Consider the following 22,405-nt stretch of genomic DNA (forward strand, 5'->3'; position numbering starts at 1 on the left):
GTCAACGCAAGCCATGTTCGCCGGCCCCCCGCGCCGGCTCCATCGAAGAGTGCTTCATGTCCCTGATCAACGATCGCCTCGACTTTTCCACCGTCGCCGACGTCTTCCTGATGCACGGCAGCATGCAGTCCCCGGCCTTCCAGGACGGCCGCCTGGCCGGTGCCCTGGCGCTCAACGACCTGAGCGCCGAGGCCTGGCTCGACGAGCTGTGCGCCGGTTTCGGCGTCGAGCAGCCCCGGGACCCGGAGAGCGCCGAGGTGCTGCTGGGCTGGCGTCGCCAGGCGCTGGACGCCCTGGCCGCCGCCGAGCTCAACTACGAGCCGCTGTTGCCCGACGACCTGTTCTCCCTGGCCGAGCGCGCCCAGGGGCTGCAGGAATGGACTCTGGGCTTTCTCGAGCTGGTGCAGACCGTCGACGCCGAGACCCGCAATGCCTGGTCGGCCAATCTGCGCGAGGCGCTGGATGATCTGCAGACGCTGGCGAGTATCGAGGTCGACCTGGACGACAGCAGCGAGAACGAGAATGATCTCTTCGCCCTCACCGAACATGCGCGCATGGCGGCCATGTTGCTCTACACCGAGCAACATCCCGGCAAGCCGCAGGTCGAAGAGGCCGACGCCCCGCAACAGTGAACCCCGTCTCAGGAGCCGTGATGTCCCCCGAACTGCTTCCCCGTCCGGCCGCCATCGGCCGGGACGAGTATCGCCGGCGCTGCCAGACCCTGATGGCCGCCCTGCCCGCGCATAGCGCCGTGTTGCTGCCTGCCGCCAGCCTAGTGACGCGCAGCAACGACAGCGAGTACCCCTTTCGCCAGCGAAGCGACTTCCACTACCTGACCGGCTTCCCCGAGCCCGATGCCCTTTTGCTGCTTCTGCCCGGGCGCGAGGCCGGCGAGAGCGTGCTGTTCTGTCAGGAGCGCAACCCGGCCATCGAGGCCTGGACCGGCATCCGGCTGGGCACCGAGGGAGCCCTCGAGCACTTCGCCATCGACGAGGCCTTCGAGAACCCGGTGCGCATCGAGCAGCTCGCCGAGCTGATCGACGGCCGCGAGACGCTGTATCTGCTGCTCGACGACGCCGAGAGCCTGGCGCTGGCCGACGAGGTGCGCAGCGAGCTCAAGGGCCGCGCAAGGCGCGGGGCCATCGCGCCGCGGGCGCTGGCCGACCTGGCCCCGCTGCTGCACGAGCAGCGCCTGATCAAGAGCAAGGCCGAGCTCGCCCTGCTGCGCCACGCCGGCGAGATCTCGGCGCGAGCCCATGTGCGCGCCATGCGCACCGCCCGTCCCGGCCTCGCCGAATACCACCTGCAGGCCGAGCTGGAGCACGAGTTCCGCTGGCAGGGCGCCAATGGCACGGCCTACGACAGCATCGTCGGTGGCGGCGCCAATGCCTGCGTGCTGCACTACATCGAGAACCGCGCGCCGCTCGAGGACGGTGAGCTGGTGCTGATCGATGCCGGCGCCGAGTTCGATCTCTATGCCGGCGATATCACTCGCACCTTCCCGGTCAACGGACGCTTCGAAGGCGCTCAGCGCCAGCTCTACGACATCGTGCTGGCGGCCCAGGAACGCGCCATCGAGGCCGTGACGCCGGGTGCCACCCTGGCCGCCATTCACCAGGGCGTGGTGCGCGACCTGTCTCGGGGGCTGGTGGAACTCGGTCTGCTCGAGGGGGAGCTCGAAGCGGTGATAAGCGAGGAGCGCTACAAGCGCTTCTATCTGCATTCCACCTCCCACTGGCTGGGCCTGGATGTTCACGATGTGGGCAGCTATCGCCGCCAGGGCGAGCCGCGCCCGCTGGCGCCGGGCATGGTGCTGACGGTGGAGCCCGGCCTCTACATTCCCGATGACGAGGACATTCCCGAGGCCTTCCGCGGCATCGGCATCCGTATCGAGGACGATGTGGCGGTGACCGCCGACGGGCACGAGGTCCTGACCGATGGCGTGCCCAAGCGAGTGTCGGAAATCGAGGCCCTGATGGCCAAGGAATGATCAACTCAGATGATCAGCGAGATCGCCTTACGTAATTTACGTAAGGGAGTGGTTTTCTTTACGGTGAGCGAGAGCGGATGCAAGAGCGCGAGACCCGAAACGCCCGCGTTGCGCAGGATCGGCCCTGCCAGCGAGTCGATATCGCCATCGTCGGCGGCGGTCTGGTAGGGGCCAGTCTGGCCTGCGCCCTGGCGCCCCTGATCGAGCGGGCGGGGCTTAGAGTGGCGGTGATCGAGGCCAATCCCCTGCCCGACCTCGATGAGACGGCCTACCAGCCGAGCTTCGATGCCCGGGCCAGTGCCATCGCCCAGGGCTCCCGGGAGCGTCTCGAGACTCTGGGGCTGTGGACGGCCATGGCCGAGGAAGCCGAACCGATCCGCCGCATCCACGTCAGCGAGCGCGGACGGCTGGGGGCCACCCGGCTGAGTGCCGAGGAATTCGACGTCGAGGCGCTGGGCTACGTGTTGCCCAATGCCTGGATGGGTCGGGTCCTGCATCGACGGCTCGATGCGTTGTCGCTTGATTGGCACTGCCCGGCGCGGGTGGCATCGATCACGCCGCAGGCCGGCGGCCACCGGTTGGCGCTGGACGATGGCAGCGTGCTCGAGGCGGATCTGACGGTGCTGGCCGATGGCGGCCGCTCCGGGCTCAAGGAACGGCTCGGCATCGAGAGCCGCCGGGAGGCCTACGATCAGGTGGCGGTGATCGCCAACCTGGAGGTCAGCCGGCCCCACGGCGGCGTGGCCTACGAGCGCTTCACCCCCGAGGGGCCGCTGGCGCTGCTGCCCCTGTCCGGCGAGCGCATGGAGTTGGTGTGGACTCATCAGGGCGGCGCCGAGGCGGCGACCCTGGCCATGAGCGACGGCGACTTCCTGGCGCGGCTGCAGCAGGCCTTCGGCGACCGGGCCGGCCACTTTCGTCGGGTGGGCAAGCGTCACGCCTATCCGCTGTCGCTGGTCACGGCCACCGAGCAGGTGCGCCCGGGGCTCGCGGTGCTCGGCAACGCCGCTCATGCCCTGCACCCGGTGGCCGGCCAGGGCTTCAACCTGGCGCTGCGCGGGGTGATGGACCTGGTGGCCGCCCTCGAGGCGGGGCTGGATGCCGGCCGTTCCCCGGGCGACATGGCCACCCTGCAGGCCTTCGAGGCGCAGCGGGCCACCGATCGTCACAGCGTCATCCGCTTCAGCGATGGCCTGATCCGGCTGTTCGGCATCGATCACCCGCTGCTCTCCCATGCCCGGGCGGCGGGGCTGATCGGCCTCAACCTGGCCGGGCCGCTGCGCCGGGCCCTGGGGCGCCGCGCCATGGGGCGCGAACGCTGAGCTGGCGCTTCAGGGGGGGGCCCTCCTGGGCATCATGAAACACGGGAGAACGAGATGCACGAACAGCAAGGGACGCCGGACGAGGCGATCATCGTCGGTGCCGGCATGGTGGGCATGACCCTGGCGGTGTTGCTGGGCCAGGCCGGCATCGCGGTGCGGCTGCTCGATGCGCGCCCGGCCAGCCTGCCCGACGAGACGGCGGGCCGCGGCCGGCCTGGCCTGCGGGTCAGCGCCCTGACCCCGGTCTCCCAGCGTCTGCTCGAGGGCCTCGGGGTCTGGCCGGCGATGGCCGAACGGCGCCTGTCGCCCTACACCGCCATGCAGGTATGGGACGCCGAGGGCAGCGGCGAGATCCGCTTCAGTGCCGACCAGGCCGGGGTGCCGGTGCTTGGCCATATCGTCGAGAACGACGTCACCCAGGCGGCCCTGGAGGCCCGTCTCGCTGCCCTGCCCAACGTGCGCCGCGAGGCCGAGGCGCGGGTGATTGCGCTCGATGAAACGCCCGACGGTCGTGAGCTGCGCCTGGAAGACGGCCGGCGCTTCTCGGCGCCGCTGGTAATCGCCGCCGACGGTGCCCGCTCGCCGCTGCGCGAGCGGGCCGGCATCGAGACGACCGTCCGGGATACCGGCCATGTCGCCATGGTCACTACCGTGCGCCTGGCGCAGTCTCACGGTGGCGTGGCCCGTCAGGCCTTCCTGCCCACCGGCCCCCTGGCCTTCCTTCCGCTGCGCATCGAGGGCCGGGACGATCACTGCTCGATCGTCTGGTCGACCAGCCCCGACGAGGCGGCGCGACTGACCAGGCTATCCGCCGAGGCGCTGGGCGAGGCACTCGCGGCGGCCATCGATCACCGGCTCGGTGAGGTCACGCTCATCGATCGTGCGGTCAGCGTGGCACTGACTCAGCGTCACGCCCGGGACTATGTGCAGCCGGGGCTGGCGCTGGTCGGCGATGCCGCCCACAGCATCCACCCGCTGGCCGGCCAGGGGGTCAACCTGGGGCTGATGGACGTGGCGGTGCTGGCCGAGGAACTGCTCTCCGCTCGTGAGCGGGGCGTGGCGATGGGCGATGGGCGGATCCTTGCCCGCTACGCCCGGCGCCGGCGCGGCGACAACGCCAGCATGCTGGCGTTGATGGACGGCTTCCGGCTACTGTTCGGGGCGCGTCAGCCGGCGCTGACCCTGGCCCGCAACCTGGGGCTTGCCGGCATCGACCGGATCACCCCGCTCAAGCGGATGATGATGCGCCAGGCAATCGGCGAACGGGGGCGCCTGCCCGCCAGCTGTCGCTGACGCACCGAAAGCGCGACTCGCGGGGCATCGCATCGCCCCTCTTTCTCGCGTGCTCTCGTTAACTGCTCTCCTCACTTGTCCTTGTCCTTGTCCTGCGAGGACGGCTCTGGGCCGCTGACAGACAAAAGGGGCGCATCGACTCAAGGTCGATGCGCCCCTTCTTGCTGTCGGTTCGTGATCCTTCGGCGTTTTGCCGGCGGCCCGGAAGGCGCTGGCCGCCGCCCTAGCGCTCGGCCCGGGGGCCGAGCACCTTGAGGGCCTTGAGCAGGTTCAGCGCCTCGCCGAGCTGGTAATCCTCGCGCACCCGCGGCGAGGTCTTGTCTTCGCCGGCGCGATCGCCGTTGCCCTTGAGGTGGCCGGAGAGGTCGGCCTCGCGCAGCCGCTGGGCGGAGCTGTCGGTGACCTCCAGACGTCCCCGCACCACCTGCACGTCCGGGGTGATGCCGAGGGCCTGGATCGAGCGGCCGTTGGGGGTGTAGTAGAGCGCGGTGGTCAGCTTCAGGCCGTCGCCGTTGCCCAGTGGCATGATCTGCTGCACCGAGCCCTTGCCGAAGCTCTCGGTGCCCATGATCACCGCCCGGCGCTGATCCTGCAGGGCGCCGGCGACGATCTCCGAGGCCGAGGCGCTGCCGCCGTTGATCAGCACCACCACCGGCACCCGGGGCGCGGCGGTCTGGCCATGCGCCGAGAAGCTCATCTGGCTGTCGGTCAGGCGTCCCTCGGTGTAGACGATCAGGCCCTGCTCGACGAAGGCATCGACTACCTCCACCGCCGCTTGCAGCACGCCGCCGGGGTTGTTGCGCAGGTCCAGCACCAGGCCGTCCAGGCCATTGCCCTCCTGCATCGCGGCCAGGGCATCGTTGACCTGCTCACCGGTGGTGCTCTGGAACTGGCTGATGCGCAGGTAACCGTAGCCCGGCGCCAGGAACTCGTGCTTGACGCTCTCGGTGCGGATCACCTGGCGGGTCAGGGTAAGGTCCCGGGGCATGCTCTCCCCCGAGCGCAGGATGGTGATGCGAATCTCGCTGCCCGGCTCGCCGCGCATCAGCTCCACCGCTTCCTGCAGCGACAGGCCGTCGGTGGCGGTGTCATCGATGCGCAGGATGGCATCCTGGGACTGCAGGCCGGCGCGGGCCGCCGGGGTATCGTCGATCGGTGCGATCACCATCAGCTGGCCGTCGCGCATGCCGATCTCGATGCCGATGCCGCCGAACTCGCCCTCGGTGGATTCCTTGAGGCTCTGGAATTCCTGCGGGTCGAGATAGGTCGAGTGCGGGTCCAGCTCGCTGAGCATGCCGCGCATGGCGTTATGCAAAAGGGTGCTGTCGTCGACCTCATCGACGTAGGCGCGCTTGATGCGCTCGAAGACCTCGGCGAAGGTCTGGACGTCGGCGACCGGCAGGTCGTCGTCCGCTGTGGGGGCCGGCGTCTGAGCGGACGCGGGAAGCGCCAGCAGGGCCGTGCACAGCCAGGTGGTGAGCCTGGTCGAGAACTTGGTCGAAAAAATAAGGGGGGCCTTGACGCGCATGCGGTCTCCGGTCGCGGAACTGGGGGCAGGGCCCCAGCATAGCGTTACAGCGGGGCGCGAATCCATCGGTGGCGGAGCTTAGCGTCGGGCGACCCAGGTCGCGGGGTCGATCGGCTGGCCGTGGCGGCGCACCGCGAAGTAGAGCGCCGGGGTGGTGCGACCGCCGCTGACCCCCACGGCGGCGATAGGCTGGCCGCGGTTCACGGCCTCACCGGGGGATACCGTGAAGTTCTGCAAGTGGGCGTGCAGGGTCATCACCCCGTCGCCATGATCGAGGATCAGCAGATTGCCGAAGCCGCGCATCCAGTCGGCGAAGACCACGCGCCCGGCATGCACCGCCTTGACCGGGCTGCCCGCCGCGGCCTGGATCAGCAGGCCGTCGCGATCCACCCCCTCGCCGGCACCGAAGCCCGACAGCACGCGCCCCTGGGTCGGCCAGGGCAGCTCGCCCCGGGTCGATTCGATGGCGGTGGTCGGCGGCGGGCGTTTCAGCGCGGCGAGGCGTTCGCGGACCTCGCCGAGCACCCGCTCGGCATCCTCCCGCTCCTGCTTGAGGCGCGCCTGACGCGAGTGCCCGCGGCTGATATCGGCCTCGAGCTCGGCGAGCAGTGTCTCGCGCTCGGCAAGGCGCGAAGCCAGCGTCTGGCTGCGTGTCTCGAGCTCCTCTCCCACCCTGGCCAGCTGGTCGATCTGGGTGGTGAGGGCTCGGCGGTTGTCGGCCAGGCGTGTATCCAGGCGCGCGAGCTCGTCCAGGCGCGCCTGACGCGCCCGGGACAGATGATTGAGGTAGGTCTGCAGGCGATCCAGGCGGGCCGGGTCGTCCTGGTTGAGCAGCAGCTTGAGCTGGGGGGCAACGCCGAGGCGATAGAGGGCGTCGAGCTGCTCGGCCAGCGCCGCCTCCTGGGCGCGACGCTCGCCTTCAAGGATGGCTCGGCGCTCCTCCAGGTCGGCGATCTCGTCACCCAGCGTACGCCGTTCGGCCTGGAGCTCATCCAGGCGGCGGTGGGTCGCGGCCAGCGCCGTCTCCACCTCGGCAAGCGCCTCGGCGGCATCGTCGCGGGCCTCCCGACGGCCGGAAAGCTCGCGCTCCAGGGCCTTCAGGTCCTCGGCCAGGGCGTCCACCCGGGCCCTGGCCGCCTCCTCGTCGGGAGCGGCCAGGGCGGGGGTGGCGAGGCCACACGTGAGGCACAGGATCAGGCTAGACGCCAGCAGCACCGTCAGCCCGGCCCGGGGCCGCGACGACAGGGCATCGGCGAGGCGGGGCGTGAGGCGCCCGCCCGCCGTGCGAGACGGGGGGCGCCGGGAGGTGGCTGACGGTTCGGCGTGGGCGTGAGGCGAGGTCACGACAGCTCGGTGAGCACCTGGCCGGTCATCTCCTCGGGGACGGCCTCGCCCATCATGGTCAGCAGGCTCGGTGCCAGGTCGCACAGCCGGCCATCCTCGCGCAGCCTGGCCTGGCGCTTGGTGACCCAGATCAGCGGCACCTCGCAGGTGGTGTGAGCGGTCTGTGGCGCCCCGGTCTCCGGGTTGACCATCTGCTCGGCGTTGCCGTGGTCGGCGGTGATCAGGCATTCGCCGCCGACGCGCTCGAGGGCCTCGACCACGCGCCCGACGCAGGCGTCTACCGCCTCGATGGCCTTGACCGCGGCATCGAAGTTGCCGGTGTGGCCGACCATGTCGCCGTTGGCGTAGTTGCACACGATCAGGTCATAGGCGCCGCCGTCGATGGCCTCGACCAGCTTGTCGGTGACCTCGACCGCACTCATCTCGGGCTTCTCGTCGTAGGTCTTGACGTCCTGGGGCGAGGGAATCAGCTCGCGGGTCTCGCCGGCGTAGGGTTCCTCGCGACCACCGGAGAAGAAGAAGGTCACGTGAGCATATTTTTCGGTCTCGGCGATCCGCAGCTGGGTCATGTCGCGCTTGGCGATTACCTCACCCAGGGTGTTGGTGAGCTCCGCCGGCGGGAAGGCGGCCGGCGCCGGGATGTCGGCGGCATACTGGGTCAGCATCACCAGGCCGTCGGCGGCAAGCTGGGGCCGCGCCTGGCGGGTGAAGCCCGCGAAGTCGTCCTCGGCGAAGGCGCGGGTGATCTCCCGGGCGCGGTCGGCGCGGAAGTTCATGAAGATCGCCGCGTCGCCGTCGACCATTTTCACCGGCTCGCCCTGGGGGCGGATGCTGGTGGCGGCCACGAACTCGTCGGTCTCGTCGCGCTCGTAGGCGGCGGCCAGGCCCTCGACCGCATAGGACGCAACGTGCTCGCCCGCGCCTTCGGTGATCACGCGATAGGCCTTTTCGACCCTATCCCAACGGTTGTCGCGATCCATGGCGTAGTAGCGACCGACCAGCGAGGCGACGAAGCCGTTGCCCTCGCCGACCAGCTCGGCGAGCCTGGCGTCGGCGCGCTCGATCGAGGCCTTGGCGCTCTTTGGCGCGGTATCGCGGCCGTCGAGGAAGGCGTGCAGGTAGATCTGCTTGGCGCCGCGGGCAGCGGCCAGTTCGGCCACGGCCAGGATGTGATCCTCGTGGCTGTGCACGCCGCCGGGCGACAGCAGCCCCAGCAGGTGCACGGCGCGGCCGGCCTTGACGGCGGCGTCGATCGGCGCGGTCAGGGTGGCGTTATCCTTGAGGGTGTCGTCCTCGATGGCCTTGGTGATCCGGGTGAAATCCTGATAGACGATGCGCCCGGCCCCCAGGTTCATGTGGCCGACCTCGGAGTTGCCCATCTGGCCCTCGGGCAGGCCGACATACTTGCCGTCGGTATGGATCAGGCTATGCGGATAGTCCCGGCCCAGGCGGTCCATCACCGGGGTATTGGCGGCGGCGATGGCATTCGATTCGAGCGAATCGCTGTGGCCATAGCCATCGAGGATGATCAGGGCCACCGGACGTGGGCGGGAGTTGGCATCGGACATGAAAAGGCCTCGTTGGTAAACGTCGGAGAATCCCCAGCCGGCGGCGCCGGTCCGGGGTCGCGACTCACGGCTCCTTGGGGCATCATATCCTAGGGCGGTGCACAGCGTCAGCCGCCCGGGTGCCAGACGCGTCAGGACGCCTTGTGTATACTGGGCGCCGCCCCGGCGGCGGGGCATCCAGTGATTCCCCACACCAGTGATTTTTAACGAGAGTGTCCCGGACCCATGATCGATCAGTTGTTCGAATTCGTGCAGAACCACCTGCTGCTGACTGGCGCCTTCGTGGTCGTGCTGGCGGCCTGGATCGCCTATGAAACCATGCAGAGCGGTCGCAGCGGCGTCGATGCCGGCGAGGCCACCCAGCTGATCAATCGCGAGGATGCGGTGGTGCTCGATGTTCGCGATGCCAAGGACTTCAAGGAAGGCCATCTGGCAGGCGCGCGCAACATCCCCCAGAGCAAACTCGACAACCGCCTCCATGAGCTCGACAAGCTCAAGGACAAGCCGGTGATCGTGGTCTGCAAGCATGGCCAGGCCTCCGGCGCGGTGCTCGCCAAGCTCGACAAGGCCGGCTTCACCCGGGCGCTCAAGCTCAAGGGCGGCATGGCCCAGTGGCAGGCGGATGGCCTGCCGATGGTGCGCAAGTAAGTCGCTGCGCGCCCCGTCTATAACCACATCTCATCACGCACGCTTCAAGGAACAAAAGCCATGGCGGAAGACAACAATCAAACCACCGGTAGTGCCGAAGGTGCCGCTTCCGGCGAGCAACAGGCCCAGCCGCAGTTCGCCCTGCAGCGCATCTACGTCAAGGACATTTCCTTCGAGTCACCGAACTCTCCGGGGGTGTTCCAGCAGCCGTTCAAGCCCAAGGTCGGCCTCGACCTGAACACCACCAGCAGCCAGGTCGGCGAGGGCCTCTATGAGGTCGTGATCAAGGTCACCGCCCAGGTCTCTCACAGCGAGACCGGCACTACCTCGTTTCTCGCCGAGATCGAACAGGCCGGCCTGTTCCGCATCGCCAACATCGAAGGCGCACAGCTCGAGCACACCCTGGGTGCCTTCTGCCCCAACCTGCTGTTCCCCTATGCCCGCGAGTGCATCGACAGCCTGGTCAACCGCGGTGGCTTCCCGCCGCTGATGCTGGCGCCGGTCAACTTCGAGGCGATGTACGCCCAGAAGAAGCAGCGCGAGGCTCAGGCCAGCGAGGCCACCCAGTAAGATGCGCCTGATTGCCGGAGAGCGGCCGTGAGCGGCCCGCGCATCCATGTCGCCGCCGACCTCACCGTCGGCGGTGAGCTCGTGCTGCCCGAGGGCCCGGCGCGTCACGTGGCGCTGGTGCTGCGCCTCAAGGAAGGCGCGGCGCTGACGCTGTTCGACGGGGCGGGCCTCGAGGCCGCCGCGGTGCTCGCGGAGGTCACCCGCAAGCGGGTGGTGGCGCGTCTCGAGTCGGTGACCCCGGGACGCGGCGAGTCGCCCCTCGGCGTGCATCTCGGTCAGGCGATCTCCAAGGGGGATCGCATGGACTACGCCATCCAGAAGGCGGTGGAGCTCGGTGTGGCGGCGATCACGCCGCTCTACACCGAGCACGGCGACGTGCGCCTGAAGGGCGACCGCGCGGCCAAGAAGCTGGCCCACTGGCAGGCGGTGGCCGCCAGCGCCTGCGAGCAGTGCGGCCGCGCCACTCTGCCGCCGGTGCATGCGCCGATGTCGCTGACCGACTGGCTGTCGGCGCGCGACGAGCCGCTGCGCCTGGTGCTGCATCCGGCCACCGAGGGCGTCTTTGCGCCCGGTGAGGCCACGGCGCCCGAGCGGGCCAGCCTGCTGATCGGCCCCGAGGGCGGGCTCTCGCCCCGCGAGGTCGAGCGTGCCCTGGCCGACGGCTTCGCCCCGCTGACCCTTGGCCCGCGCATCCTGCGCACCGAGACCGCCCCCGTGGTGGCGCTCACGCTGCTGCAGCACCACTTCGGCGATCTCTAGCCCACAGCGTTATCCGGCGCGCTATCCTCCTTGTGCGCCTTTCCGTCTTGTCGGCTCCGTTCATCATCGCCTCTCATCGTTATTTCTCAGGATATGCCCATGACCCGGTCTTCCCAGGATCGCCCCGCCGCCCGTGGCGCTCGTGCCGCCCACCCTGCTGCCTCTACCCCCGCGGCCTCCGCGCCGTTGGCCGAGGTCGGTCAGGTGGCCTATCTGGAGGTGGTGGCGGTCAACAACACCGGCGCCTTCCTCGGCTGGGGACGGCCCAAGGACCTGCTGCTGCCCTTCAACGAGCAGCCCTATCGTCCCGCGGTGGGCAAGCGGGTGCTGGTAATCATCTTCGAGGACGATCAGGGGCGCCCCACCGCCTCGATGCGCCTGGATGACTTCCTTCACGATAGCGTCGACGACGCCCTGCGCGAGGGCGGCCTCGACGAGGCGGCGGCCGGCGCCCTGGCGCCCGGCCGGGCGGTGACGCTGGTGATCGGCGATCGCACCGATCTGGGGCTCAAGGCGGTGGTCGAGGACCGGGTCTGGGGGCTTCTCTATCATGACGAGCTGCCGCGCCAGGTGCGCCGCGGCGAGCGCCTGACCGGTTACGTGAAGCACCGGCGCGAGGATGGCCGGCTCGATCTGTCGCTGATGCCGGCGGGCGGCGCCAAGCGTGACCTGGCCACCGACAAGGTGCTGGCGGCCCTCGAGGAGGCCGGCGGCTTCCTGCCGCTGACCGACAAGAGCCCGGCGCCTGAGGTCAAGGCGCGACTGGGCGTCAGCAAGAACGCCTTCAAGCAGGCCATCGGCGGCCTTTACAAGGCACGCCAGATCACCCTCGAGGCCGACGGCATCCGCCGGCGCGAGAGCGACCAGGACTGACGCCGGGGCCTGGTTTGTCGGCGTCGTCGGCCTTGGTGCTGGCCGCGCTGCTGCGGCATACTGCGTTCATCATGCCCGTCGCGGCACACCCCCTAGCCGAGAGCCGTCTTGATGAGCGAGCCGAAGAACGAGTCGATGAACGAACCGATTGATAACCCCGGGAGCGCATCACGGGGCGAGCGCGCCCTGAAGATCGGGGTGGTGATGGACCCCATCGCCGACATCACCTACAAGAAGGACACCACCCTGGCCATGCTGTGGGCCGCCACTGCCCGCGGCGCCTCGCTCTACTACATGGAGCAGGAGGATCTCTTCCTGCGCGACGGCCGTGCCCATGCGCGGCTGCGCGATCTCGAGGTCTTCAAGGACCCCGAGGACTGGTATCGCCTCGGCGAGCCGGCGGCCACGCCGCTGGCCGAGCTCGACGTGATCCTGATGCGCAAGGACCCGCCGGTGGACGGCAATTTCCTCAATGCCGTACACCTGCTGGGCTTCGCCGAGCGTGAGGGCGTGCTGGTGGTCAATCCGACCCGGGCGCTGCTCGAGTGCAACGAGAAGCTCTTCGCCCAGCAGTTTCCGCAGTGTTGCACGCCGACCCTGGTCTCCTGCAGCGAGCCGGTGCTGCGCGCCTTCCAGGCCGAGCATGGCGACGTCATCTTCAAGCCGCTGGATGGCATGGGGGGCAGCGGCATCTTTCACGTGCGCCCGGACGGGAGCAACATCGGCGCCATCATCGAGACCCTCACCGACCGGGGGCATCGCCAGATCATGGCGCAGCGCTACCTCCCCGAGATCAAGGACGGCGACACCCGCATCCTGCTGGTCGACGGCGAGCCGATTCCCTATGGCCTGGCCCGGGTACCGATGGCCGGCGAGACCCGTGGCAACCTGGCCGCCGGCGGGCGCGGCGTCAGCCGCGAGCTGACCGAGCGCGATCACTGGCTGATCGAACAGGTCAAGCCGATGATTCAGGAGAAGGGCCTGTTGTTCGTCGGCCTCGACGTGATCGGCGATTACATCACCGAGATCAACGTCACGAGCCCCACCTGCGTGCGCGAGATCGACGACCAGTGCGGCACCGACATCGCCGGCACCCTGATGGACGCCATCGAGCGCCGCCTCGCCGCCCGGCGGGCCGGCTAGGTCCTCGCCATGGCCAGCCTCGGCGATATCGTTGGCCCGCGCCCCGGCGTCGGGGCCTTCGATGTCCAGGTCCATGCCCCGGTCACCCGGGGCTATCGCCGTGCCCTAGCCTTAGCGCTGGCGGTCGGCCTGCACCTGATCCTCCTGGGGCTGGGGGCGTGGGTCTCGCTGCCCATGCCGTCCACGCCATCTACGCCGGAGCCGCCCAGCCTCGACGTGGTGCTGGTCAGCCGCCCAGCCGCGGAGCCCGAGCGGGCTCTTGCCATCGCCGAGGCGGCCCAGCAGGCCGCCCGGGTCGAGGCGCCGCCAGCGCCCGATGCCGCACCTCCTTCCGAAGCGACACCCGAGCCTGCAGAGCGCACCACCGAGCAGGCCGCCGCGCCCTCTCCTGAACCCGTCGCTGAGCCTGAGCCTGCGCTCGAGCCATCATCGGACCCTGAGCCTGCGCCCGAGGCGCCGGCGCTGTCCGGCCGCGAGCTGGCCGCCAGCGCCACCGCCTCGTTGCGCGAGCGGGACTTCGCCATGAACGAGCCTGCCGCCGAGCTTGCCGACCGGTCGCAGCAAGCCGCCCGGCAAGCCGCCGAGGCCCGCTACGTGGACGCCTGGACGCGGCGGGTGCAGGACTTCGGCAACCGCTTCTACCCCGCGCCGCCGGACCTGGATGGCCAGCTGAAGCTTCGCGTGGTGATCGACCATCAGGGGAAGCTCCTGCAGGTAGAGGTGGTACAATCGTCCGGACACCCCGAACTCGACCAGGCGGCGCTGAATACCATCCGTGGCGCAGCCCCCTACCGGCCCTTCGATCAAGGCATGGCCGGGCTCGACCGCCTGTCCATCAGTCGCGTCTGGCGATTCGGCACCGGCAACGATTTCGGCGTGCGCTGACGCCCGGGAGGCCCATGCAAAGCTTGAAGCACCATTTTCTGCTGGCGATGCCCCATCTCGAAGATCCCAACTTCGCGGGCAGCCTGAGCTACCTGTGTGATCACGACGACAACGGCACCATGGGCGTGATCGTCAATCATCCCCTGGACATGAGCCTCGACGCCCTCTTCGAGCAGCTGGATCTGGATGCCAGCGAGAGCCTGCACCGCAATGCCCCGGTCTACTACGGCGGCCCGGTCCACCAGGATCGTGGCTTCATCCTGCACAGGGGCTCCTCAAAGCCCTGGGACTCGAGCATCCAGGTCGACCACGACGTCGCCCTCACCACCTCGATGGACATGCTCAAGGCACTCGCCGAGGGCCGTGGCCCCGACGACTTCCTGCTCTGCCTGGGCTGCAGCGGCTGGGAGGCCGGCCAGCTCGAGGACGAGCTGAAGGACAATGCCTGGCTGACCGTCGAGGGCGATAGCCGCATTCTCTTCGAGACGCCGTCGGAGCAGCGCCTGCATGCCGCCGCCGGCATCCTCGGCATCGACCTGAACCTGATGAGCCGCGAGGCGGGGCACTCCTGATGGCCAACCCAGGCGAGCGGCTGATCCTGGCCTTCGACTTCGGCACCCGGCGCATCGGCGTGGCGGTGGGCAACGAGATGCTCCGGCGCGCCACCGCCCTGGAGCCGCTGCCGGCCCGGGACGGCATCCCCGACTGGGCGCAGGTCACGCGCTTGATCGAGGAGTGGCGCCCGGATCTGTTCGTGGTCGGCCTGCCGATCAACATGGACGACAGCGAGTCCGAGATGAGCACCCGCGCCCGCAAGTTCGGCAACCGGCTCTACGGGCGCTACGGCAAGCCCTGCGAGATGGTCGACGAGCGAGGCTCCACCCGCGAGGCCAAGACCCTGGCCCGGGAGGCCGGCCATCGCGGCAACTACCGCGAGGACAGCGTCGATGGCCTCGCCGCCGCGCTGATTCTCGAGGGCTGGTTCGCCCACGGCGAAGGCCTGCCCGGCGGGCGCACGACCGGCTGAGGCGGGGCGTTATTCCAAGAGTCAGACTCGGTTGCCGTTAGCCGAAGATATTCACCCCCTTGATATTCAAAGAACTGACCCGCGGACTTAGCTTTTGTAGCCGGAGACTGCCCGGGGGTGAGTTGAAAGAAGGTCGTACCATCGCCATCTCTAGCCTGGTTCCCGGAACCCGTCTTGGCATCACGCCAGAGATTCAGCATGCCTGCGCGGCCAGGAGGGGGAGGAAAATCAGGCTCACTGGCAGGCCAACATCGCCTCATCCATTGCGAGGCCACCCGAGAATGGGCATTTCCTGCCGGAGATATGACGCTGATAAGTAGAAAACATGTGATCTGATACAATGTATAAAATTTATATGTATTTGATTTTTAAATAAAAGTCACCGGATTGGCAGGTGTCTCGAATGGCCGTCTCCCCTCTCTCCAAAAACCCCTCAGCGAACGTGATTCGCTCACTGCTCCAGCACACTCATGAATTATCGGTGTATGCCAAAGACATGGCCTATCCCTTGAAGGCGGAGGTCGCCGATCTGGACCTGACCGCCGGGCGTATGGTGCTGGAGTTGGAGTATGCCGGCCCAGATATTGAGCAGTATCTGGGCGGCGGCGGCCTGAGCTTCGACTTGGAAGCGCTGAAGGGATCTCAGGCCATCGAGCATGAGACTTACAGTCTCAGCAACGTCGCCGCCAAGCTGCTCAAGACCGACAGTACGCTGTATCGCCTAGAGTGCCAGCTACCAGAATCGGTCTTCGTGAAGGAGAACCGGGGGGTGGTTCGCATTCCCTTCATCCTCGGCATGCAGGCCCGTATCAACCTCGAAGTTTACCGGCATAAACTCAGCGTGCCGGGCAAGCTACGCAACCTTTCCGCGGGCGGCTGCATGTTCGAGATCGACCTTGCGGATAGCGTCGCGATCGGCGTGGATCAGAACATTCCCGGGGTGACGCTGAAGTTTCCCAACGGCGATAGCTTCTTCGCAGAAGGTAAGGTTCGTCATATCCGTCCCTTCGGCCAGCATGGCTATGCGGCCGTGGGCCTCCAGTTCACCAACCTGTCGACGTCCCAGACAGAGGTCCTGTTACGGTACGTGAATGACTCAGAGCGAGAAGCCGCTTTCCGTACCGGATCTAACGACAAGCTGACCGATCACGTGCCTCTGTTTATCCCTGGCGCCAAGGAGAAGAAGATTCAGCAGCGAGAAGCCCAGGAACGCGATAAGCGCGGCCGCCAGTCACCTATGGAACGCGGTGTGCTGGAAGTGGCCCATCAGCTCCAGGTGGGGCTGATGTACATGAAGACTCGCAACCTGTTTCCCGATGAGATTTTCTACGATTGCGCCGACACCCTGCGTTACCTCGTGGAGCAGGACCGCAAGGCGTTCCTATATGCCCTGGCGTTTCTTCGTGACGAGCCGGATTGGGTCAGACATGCCGTACAGGTTGCCGGCCAGTTAGTTGACCTCATGATGATTCGTGACCCGCACGATCCCCAGGTGCGTGAGGCCGTGCTGGGCACCTTGCTACATACCATGGGCAAGCCCATGCTGATCAGCGCGGAGCTACCGTCTCTCAAGGCCAATATGAAGCCGGAGCAGAAGGTAATCCTAAAGAGCCATGTGGCAGTGCTTCTCGACAAATTACGTGAGATAGGCTGGGAACCCAGTGCTACCTGCCGCGATGTGATCGAACAGGCCAACGAACGCCTGGATGGCTCCGGCTACCCAGCGGGCAAGCACGGTAAGCAGCTCTCGGAGCTGATTCGGTTGGTCAGTGTCATCAAGGCGATCAATAAGCTGCAGCATGGGCGTAACGGCGTACCGCCGCACTCACCGCTTGACGCCTACCGCAGGATCCATGCGGCGAACACGGCTTATGACAAGACGGTGCTCGTGGAGTACATCCAGGTGTATGGCCTCTACCCGATCGGTAGCCTGGCGAAATTCTCTGGCGGTTTCCTTGCCTGGATCATGGATACCGACGGCAAGGGAACGCCAAGCAAGATCCACGTCGTCAAGAACCTTCGCTTCCCGGATACCAACAATAGCAGTGTGATCACCAAGAGCGACTTCTCACAGATCGGCAAACTCGAGGGCATCGTCAGCCCCTCAGTGTATGGGGTGAAGGTCAGTAAGGTGTAGAAAGTCCGATAAGGCATTTGGATGCCTCCCCGGCCAGCGCCCCTATCACCGACACGAAACGGCCCGCTCAGTGAGCGGGCCGTTTCGTATTTAGGCGTTGCGTAAGGCTGGGTTCAGCCGCGCAGGTCGCCGACGCCGACGGTATCGGGCACGAACCAGCGCACGTCGCGCAGGTCCTTCTCGATCAGGTGATCGACCTTAAGCAGGGTGGCGAAGATCGGGGAATGCCGTTGTCGGCCTGGCAAAAGGTCGCCAGGCGCGGGTCGCCATTCAGATCCACCTCCAGGTCGTTAGCCTCGGGGCGGCTGTCCTGGGGCAGCGGGTGCATGACGATGGTGAAATCCCGGGACAGGCCGCCGAAGCTCTCGCTAATCTCGGCGGTGAAGCGCTCCTATCTGGATGCGCATGTGGCGACGTTGATCTCACGCGACGAGCCTTTCTCGCTTGTTGTCGACGTCGACCACTTCAAGCACGTCAACGACACCCTTGGCCACGATGGTGGTGATGCCACGCTCCTGTGGTTGAGCGCCCGCATATTAGTGTGTCTTCATGATGGCGACATCGTGGCTCGAACGGGCGGCGAGGAATTCGTGATCGTGATGCATCGTGCCTCGGCGTCGAAAGCCGAGCAGGTCATTGAGGGACTACGTCAGCACATCAACACAGGCATCGTCACGCTGCAGGACGGCAGCGAGCTCAGCACCACCATCAGCAGCGGCCTCAGCGAGCATGCTAAGGGACGTGCTCAAGCGGGCTGACACGGCGCACTACACGGCCAAGCGTACAGGTCGCGACCAGGTCTGTAGCGAATAACCGAGGAACTATCTGGCTTCTAGCTGGAAGACAGACTACTTCCACATCGCTCATGATCGGAATGGAAATTACTGTTGCGCAGCCTGTCCTCAACACTTGATCGAGTCTGCCCCGCGTCTGCCTACTCAACTAAAGGTATATGAATCCTTGCCGATATAAGGAAGCGGGAAGTTGTACCTCCCCCACGCACATAACGAAAAGACTAAATCATGCGCAGACTAACATTAAAAACCCTACTGACCACGCTACTGCTTATCATGGTGGGCATGGCCGCCATCATCGGCACTATTTCCATCCGCGGTCAGCTCGCCCTCGAAAGCGATATCAACGAACTTGCGGAAACCAGCGTCGATCAAGCCAACACCGCTAATCGCATGGAATCGAACCTCCTCGAGATGCGGCTTCGCATGGCCCGTTATGAGGAATTCTCACGGCGTGGCAACGACGAGATGGCCGTCACCGCACTCGATCAAGCGCGAGAAAGCCTCGGGCGCACCCAATCCCGGTTTGAAGAGTTTCGTAGTGTTGATATCACGACCTCTCAGCGCCGCTATCCCTACTTCGAGGCCGTGGTAGAGGCCTTCGGGGACATGGTAACGCCGGGGTTGGTCGAAGCCATCGAAAATGGGGACATCACCGCCATACGACAGGAGCGCCAACGGCTTACCACTCTTGGTCCTGACTTCTCGGACAGCGTGCGCGCCTTCGCGGGATACGCCGAGGAGCGTGCCGGTGAGATGAAGGCGGAGGCCAACGGCAACGTGCAACAGACCATCATCGTGACGGCGTTCATTTTGCTGATGGCATCCCTGCTGACTTTCCTGGCCTATGTCGGTATCCAGAAATTGCTGGTCGCTCCCTTGCGGCGTGCCGGCAAGATCTGTGCACAGATCGCCAAGGGTGACCTCACCAACCAGATCGAGGTGAAGGGGAACAATGAAATCAGCACCCTGAACCAGGCGCTGCATGACATGCAGGTCCGCCTCATCGAGGTCATCGGCATGCTGCGCCAAAGCGGCGACCAGGTGGCTCACAGCTCTCGCGAGATCGCAGCGGGCAGCGAAGACCTGGCCAGCCGCACCGAGGAACAGGCTTCGGCACTGCAGGAGACGGCCACCAGCATGGAGCAGATGAACTCCACAGTACGCCAGACCAGCGAGTCCGCCACGTCCGCCAATCAGCTCAGTGAGGAAGCGGTCGACAAAGCAAAGGAGTCCCGCGAAGCCGTTATCCGCACCTCGCAGCTGATGGAAGCCATGGAGACCAGCTCACGCCGTGTGCAGGATATTATCGAAACCATCGAGAGCATTGCCTTCCAGACCAATATCCTGGCCCTGAATGCGTCTGTTGAGGCCGCCAGAGCCGGAGAGCATGGCCGTGGATTCGCGGTGGTGGCTGGTGAAGTACGTAAGCTGGCAGCCAACTCCGCCGAGTCTTCCAAGGAGATACGCTCCATCATCGAGGAGATCACCCACCATATCGCCGATGGTGCCGAGCAGTCGGGCCGGACACGCGAAAACATGGAAGCCACCATGCAGGCGATCCAGCAGGTTACGTCCATGATGCAGGGGATCCAGAGTGCCGTGCATGAACAGGAGAGCGGCATCAGCCAAGTGTCGACGGCGGTTAACCAGATGGACGGCGCGACCCAGCAGAATGTCTCTCTGGTGGAGCAGACCAGCACCGCAGCGGCATCGCTGGAAGATGAGGCCTCTCGCCTAGCAAGCCTAGTGGCAACCTTCCAGCTCCGAGAAGGCGCGGCAGCGCCGGCTGTCACCCTCCCCTCACGGCAAGAAAGCAGCGTAGACCGTAACGCGCCGCCATCACCGCGCGATGAGCGCAGCGCAAACGGTGGTCCAAGGCCTCAGAAAGCCAGTGCCACGCGCCCAGAAGTGGAAGAATGGGAGTCTTTCTAAGGCAACTAAGATCATCTCAGCGAGCGATGCATTGATGGCGATACTGGATAACCTGATATTCGATCCCCATGCCATCGGGGCGGTTCAGGGCGAATACAACATGCACCTGGTGCTGTTGTCGTGGCTGGTCGCTCTGGCGGCCGCCTATACCGGCCTGGATATCGTCAAGTTGACGCGTCAGGTGCGCCGAGTGGCATGGCGATGGCTCTGGCTATGGTCGGGGGCCTGCGTGATGGGGCTCGGGGTCTGGAGCATGCATTTCATTGGCATGCATGCCTACCGCCTCGACTTTCCGCTCAATCACGACCCGGCCTTAACCTTGATGTCCATGGTACCGGCCATCCTGGGCAGCCTCGGCACCATGGCCGTGCTGTCGCGATCGCAAGTATCCCATCATGCACTGCTCTGGGCCGGCATCGGGCTAGGGGCCGGCATCGGCCTGATGCACTATACCGGCATGGCGGCGATGCGCATGCCCGCGGAGCTGTATCATGCCACCAGCCTGTTCCTGCTCTCGCTGTTGATCGCGGTCGGCCTCGGTATCGTGAGCGTCTATGCCTATCGCCTGTTTCGTCTAGGGTGGGGCGCCAAACGGGTCAAGACCTGCGCCTTGATCTCGGCACTCGGCGTGTCCCTCGCCATCTGCGGCATGCACTACGTGGCCATGGAGGCGGCCTGGTTTGCACCGCGGCCAAACGCCCTCATCTCGCCCCAGACCATGGGCACCCGCTCCCATTGGTTGAGCTATCTCATTGGAGGGGGTATCGCCATTATCGCGATACTGACCCTGGTCGCCGCTCAGGTGAGCCGTCGTTTGCGCGCCAGTGCTTACCATCAGTATATGACCCGCACCCACCTGCTTGAGGTCCTTTCGGCCCTCCATGACGGCGTGGTGTTGTTCGATGACAAGACACGCATCCGGCTCTGTAACGCTGCCTTCGAGCGGCTGCTCGGCTGGAGCACACAAGAGTCGATCGGGCGCTCGGTCTGGCACCTCAGCTACACCCACGATAGCGAGGCGCTCAACCAGCAGATCCAACACGCCCTGCAGACAACAGGCGAGTGGCGAGGGGAGATTGAGGCTCGACACCAAAATGGCCAGCGCTTTCCGGCCCAGCTCAGCGTCAGTCGTGTCACTTACCCTGACAGCGACGAACGCGACTATGTGGCCTTGCTCAGCGACCGCTCGGCCGAACAGCGGGCGCAGCAACGTATTCGCCACCTTGCCTACCACGACACCCTGACGGGGCTCCCCAACCGGCGAGCGCTGCAGGAACGTCTTGCCGACTATGACGCCGACCACGCGGACGGTCCGCCTTGGGCATTACTGACAATGCTCGACATTCATCGCTTCAAGGCCCTCAACGACAGCCTGGGCCCGGATACCGGTGACGAGCTGCTGCGTCAGCTGGCCGAGCGCTTACAGCGCTGGACTAAGCCTGGGGTTGACGCCGCCCGTCTGGATGGTAATGAGTTCGCCCTGCTCACGAAGCTGTCCGCCAGAGACGAGACCGCCGCACAGCAGGAAGCCGACCACCTCATCGACGAAGTGATCGCCGACTTGAGCGCCGATTACGCCCTGCATGGCCACACCTACCCGTGCCGATTGAACGTCGGCATGCTGATCTTCGCGCCCAGCGAGCCAGCGACGGTCGGTCAATGGCTCAAGCGAGTTGCGTTGGCCTTGCTGGAAGCCAAGCGTCAGCGTGACGGGCATCCTAGGCGCTTTCACCCGCACTTCGAGCAGGAGCTCGACGCGCGCGTTATCCTCGAACGCGATCTGCGCTATGCCATCAAAAAAGGCGAGCTGTGCCTGCATGTACAGCCCCAGGTCGATGCAGACCAGTGCATCATCGGCGCGGAGGCCTTGGTCCGTTGGGAACATCCCAAGCGTGGCCGTATCTCCCCTGGCCACTTCATCCCGGTGGCGGAAGAGACGGGACTCATTGTGCCCCTGGGCCTCTGGGTGTTGAAGGAGGGGTGCCGCCTGCTCGGTGAGTGGCGCCAGAATCCGGCTCGTCGCTATCTCAAGCTCTCCTTGAACGTCAGTGTTCGTCAGTTCCAGCAACCGGATTTCGTCGACCAGGTGCTCACGGCGATCCGCCAGCATGACGCACCTCCTGAGCGCCTGACCCTGGAATTGACGGAGTCCCTGATGCTCAGTGATCCGGAGGGCACCATCGAGAAGATGGCCGCGCTGCGCGCCATCGGGGTCAGCTTTGCACTGGACGATTTTGGGACCGGCTACTCCTCCCTGACCTACCTGCAATCCCTGCCACTGGACATCCTCAAGATCGACATAGCCTTCGTGCGTGACCTGGGCCACGAGAGGCGGACGCCCCCCATCGCCGCCACCATCATTGCCCTCGCCGACAGCATGGGGCTGACGGTGGTCGCCGAGGGGGTGGAAACCCCGGTTCAGCAGGCCGTGCTGGCCGAGCTGGGCTGCGCGATCTACCAAGGCTACTTCTTCGCCGCTCCCCTGCCCCTCGAGGCATTTCACCAGCTACCAAACTGCCTTGCCGTTGAACAAGAAGGCAGCAATAGCCCACCTTTTACCTAACAATGCAGGCTCGTTAGGGCATTTTA

Annotated in this window: 19 protein-coding genes and 1 pseudogene; 16 read left to right on the forward strand and 4 right to left on the reverse strand. The window is 66.1% G+C overall.

Annotated elements, in window-relative coordinates:
* Positions 1-56: 56 nt before the first annotated feature.
* The 4 genes from IEJ03_RS00110 to IEJ03_RS00125 all read left to right on the forward strand — a co-directional run bounded on the left by IEJ03_RS00110 (position 57) and on the right by IEJ03_RS00125 (position 4,605).
* Complete coding sequence (locus IEJ03_RS00110) at positions 57-632, forward strand: UPF0149 family protein (RefSeq protein ID WP_192035755.1); 576 nt, start codon at positions 57-59, stop codon at positions 630-632.
* A gap of 20 nt (positions 633-652) precedes the next feature.
* On the forward strand, positions 653-1,990 hold the full coding sequence (pepP, locus tag IEJ03_RS00115; protein ID WP_192035756.1) for a Xaa-Pro aminopeptidase: 1,338 nt from the start codon (positions 653-655) through the stop codon (positions 1,988-1,990).
* Between the two features lie 77 nt (positions 1,991-2,067).
* Positions 2,068-3,312, forward strand: a complete 1,245-nt coding sequence (ubiH, locus tag IEJ03_RS00120; protein ID WP_192035757.1) for a 2-octaprenyl-6-methoxyphenyl hydroxylase — start codon at positions 2,068-2,070, stop codon at positions 3,310-3,312.
* 54 nt (positions 3,313-3,366) lie between these two features.
* Positions 3,367-4,605: a UbiH/UbiF/VisC/COQ6 family ubiquinone biosynthesis hydroxylase gene (locus IEJ03_RS00125; RefSeq protein WP_192035758.1), complete on the forward strand. Its 1,239-nt coding sequence runs from the start codon at positions 3,367-3,369 to the stop codon at positions 4,603-4,605.
* Positions 4,606-4,828: 223 nt separating this feature from the next.
* On the opposite strand, the gene IEJ03_RS00130 is transcribed toward IEJ03_RS00125, so the two are convergent.
* The 3 genes from IEJ03_RS00130 to gpmI form a co-directional block, all read right to left on the reverse strand.
* Positions 4,829-6,133 carry a S41 family peptidase gene (locus tag IEJ03_RS00130; RefSeq protein ID WP_192035759.1) on the reverse strand — a complete coding sequence of 435 codons (1,305 nt, stop codon included), beginning with the start codon at positions 6,131-6,133 and terminating at the stop codon, positions 4,829-4,831.
* A gap of 78 nt (positions 6,134-6,211) precedes the next feature.
* Positions 6,212-7,477: a peptidoglycan DD-metalloendopeptidase family protein gene (locus IEJ03_RS00135; protein ID WP_242458002.1), complete on the reverse strand. Its 1,266-nt coding sequence runs from the start codon at positions 7,475-7,477 to the stop codon at positions 6,212-6,214.
* Positions 7,474-9,045: a 2,3-bisphosphoglycerate-independent phosphoglycerate mutase gene (gene gpmI, locus IEJ03_RS00140; protein ID WP_192035760.1), complete on the reverse strand. Its 1,572-nt coding sequence runs from the start codon at positions 9,043-9,045 to the stop codon at positions 7,474-7,476. The genes IEJ03_RS00135 and gpmI overlap by 4 nt, the downstream gene beginning before the upstream one ends.
* A 225-nt stretch (positions 9,046-9,270) precedes the next feature.
* Here gpmI and IEJ03_RS00145 point away from each other — a divergent pair, with 225 nt between their 5' ends.
* From IEJ03_RS00145 to IEJ03_RS00185, 9 genes are all read left to right on the forward strand, one after another.
* Positions 9,271-9,693 carry a rhodanese-like domain-containing protein gene (locus IEJ03_RS00145; RefSeq protein ID WP_192035761.1) on the forward strand — a complete coding sequence of 141 codons (423 nt, stop codon included), beginning with the start codon at positions 9,271-9,273 and terminating at the stop codon, positions 9,691-9,693.
* A gap of 60 nt (positions 9,694-9,753) precedes the next feature.
* A complete protein-coding gene (secB, locus tag IEJ03_RS00150) occupies positions 9,754-10,263 on the forward strand; it encodes a protein-export chaperone SecB (RefSeq protein ID WP_192035762.1) in 510 nt (169 codons plus the stop codon).
* A 27-nt stretch (positions 10,264-10,290) separates the two neighbouring features.
* Entirely contained in the window at positions 10,291-11,022 is a 732-nt protein-coding gene (locus tag IEJ03_RS00155) for a 16S rRNA (uracil(1498)-N(3))-methyltransferase (protein ID WP_192035763.1), read from the forward strand.
* A 99-nt stretch (positions 11,023-11,121) separates the two neighbouring features.
* Positions 11,122-11,895 carry a S1-like domain-containing RNA-binding protein gene (locus tag IEJ03_RS00160; protein ID WP_192035764.1) on the forward strand — a complete coding sequence of 258 codons (774 nt, stop codon included), beginning with the start codon at positions 11,122-11,124 and terminating at the stop codon, positions 11,893-11,895.
* Between the two features lie 135 nt (positions 11,896-12,030).
* Complete coding sequence (gene gshB, locus IEJ03_RS00165; protein WP_192035765.1) at positions 12,031-13,038, forward strand: glutathione synthase; 1,008 nt, start codon at positions 12,031-12,033, stop codon at positions 13,036-13,038.
* A 9-nt stretch (positions 13,039-13,047) separates the two neighbouring features.
* Positions 13,048-13,923 carry a TonB family protein gene (locus tag IEJ03_RS00170; RefSeq protein ID WP_192035766.1) on the forward strand — a complete coding sequence of 292 codons (876 nt, stop codon included), beginning with the start codon at positions 13,048-13,050 and terminating at the stop codon, positions 13,921-13,923.
* A 14-nt stretch (positions 13,924-13,937) separates the two neighbouring features.
* Positions 13,938-14,495 (forward strand): YqgE/AlgH family protein, encoded by a 558-nt coding sequence (locus IEJ03_RS00175; RefSeq protein ID WP_192035767.1) that lies wholly within the window; start codon positions 13,938-13,940, stop codon positions 14,493-14,495.
* On the forward strand, positions 14,495-14,950 hold the full coding sequence (gene ruvX, locus IEJ03_RS00180) for a Holliday junction resolvase RuvX (protein ID WP_192035768.1): 456 nt from the start codon (positions 14,495-14,497) through the stop codon (positions 14,948-14,950). The genes IEJ03_RS00175 and ruvX overlap by 1 nt, the downstream gene beginning before the upstream one ends.
* Before the next feature lie 403 nt (positions 14,951-15,353).
* Positions 15,354-17,087, forward strand: coding sequence for a PilZ domain-containing protein (locus IEJ03_RS00185; RefSeq protein WP_192035769.1), 1,734 nt, complete (start codon positions 15,354-15,356; stop codon positions 17,085-17,087).
* A 113-nt stretch (positions 17,088-17,200) separates the two neighbouring features.
* Here the strand turns inward: IEJ03_RS00185 and IEJ03_RS15840 are convergent.
* Positions 17,201-17,484, reverse strand: a pseudogene (locus IEJ03_RS15840) (aspartate carbamoyltransferase); the annotation flags it as partial.
* A gap of 10 nt (positions 17,485-17,494) precedes the next feature.
* On the opposite strand from IEJ03_RS15840, the gene IEJ03_RS15845 reads away from it, so the two are divergent.
* The 3 genes from IEJ03_RS15845 (at position 17,495) to IEJ03_RS00200 (ending at position 22,379) form a co-directional block, all read left to right on the forward strand.
* Complete coding sequence (locus IEJ03_RS15845) at positions 17,495-17,845, forward strand: GGDEF domain-containing protein (RefSeq protein ID WP_242458003.1); 351 nt, start codon at positions 17,495-17,497, stop codon at positions 17,843-17,845.
* Positions 17,846-18,109: 264 nt separating this feature from the next.
* Positions 18,110-19,816: a methyl-accepting chemotaxis protein gene (locus IEJ03_RS00195; protein WP_192035770.1), complete on the forward strand. Its 1,707-nt coding sequence runs from the start codon at positions 18,110-18,112 to the stop codon at positions 19,814-19,816.
* 34 nt (positions 19,817-19,850) lie between these two features.
* The gene (locus IEJ03_RS00200) at positions 19,851-22,379 is read left to right on the forward strand and encodes an EAL domain-containing protein (RefSeq protein ID WP_192035771.1); all 2,529 of its coding nucleotides are present in this window, start codon (positions 19,851-19,853) and stop codon (positions 22,377-22,379) included.
* The last annotated feature ends 26 nt before the right edge of the window (positions 22,380-22,405 follow it).

Origin of the sequence: Halomonas sp. YLGW01 (assembly GCF_014840935.1) — a bacterium.
Lineage (GTDB): Bacteria > Pseudomonadota > Gammaproteobacteria > Pseudomonadales > Halomonadaceae > Onishia.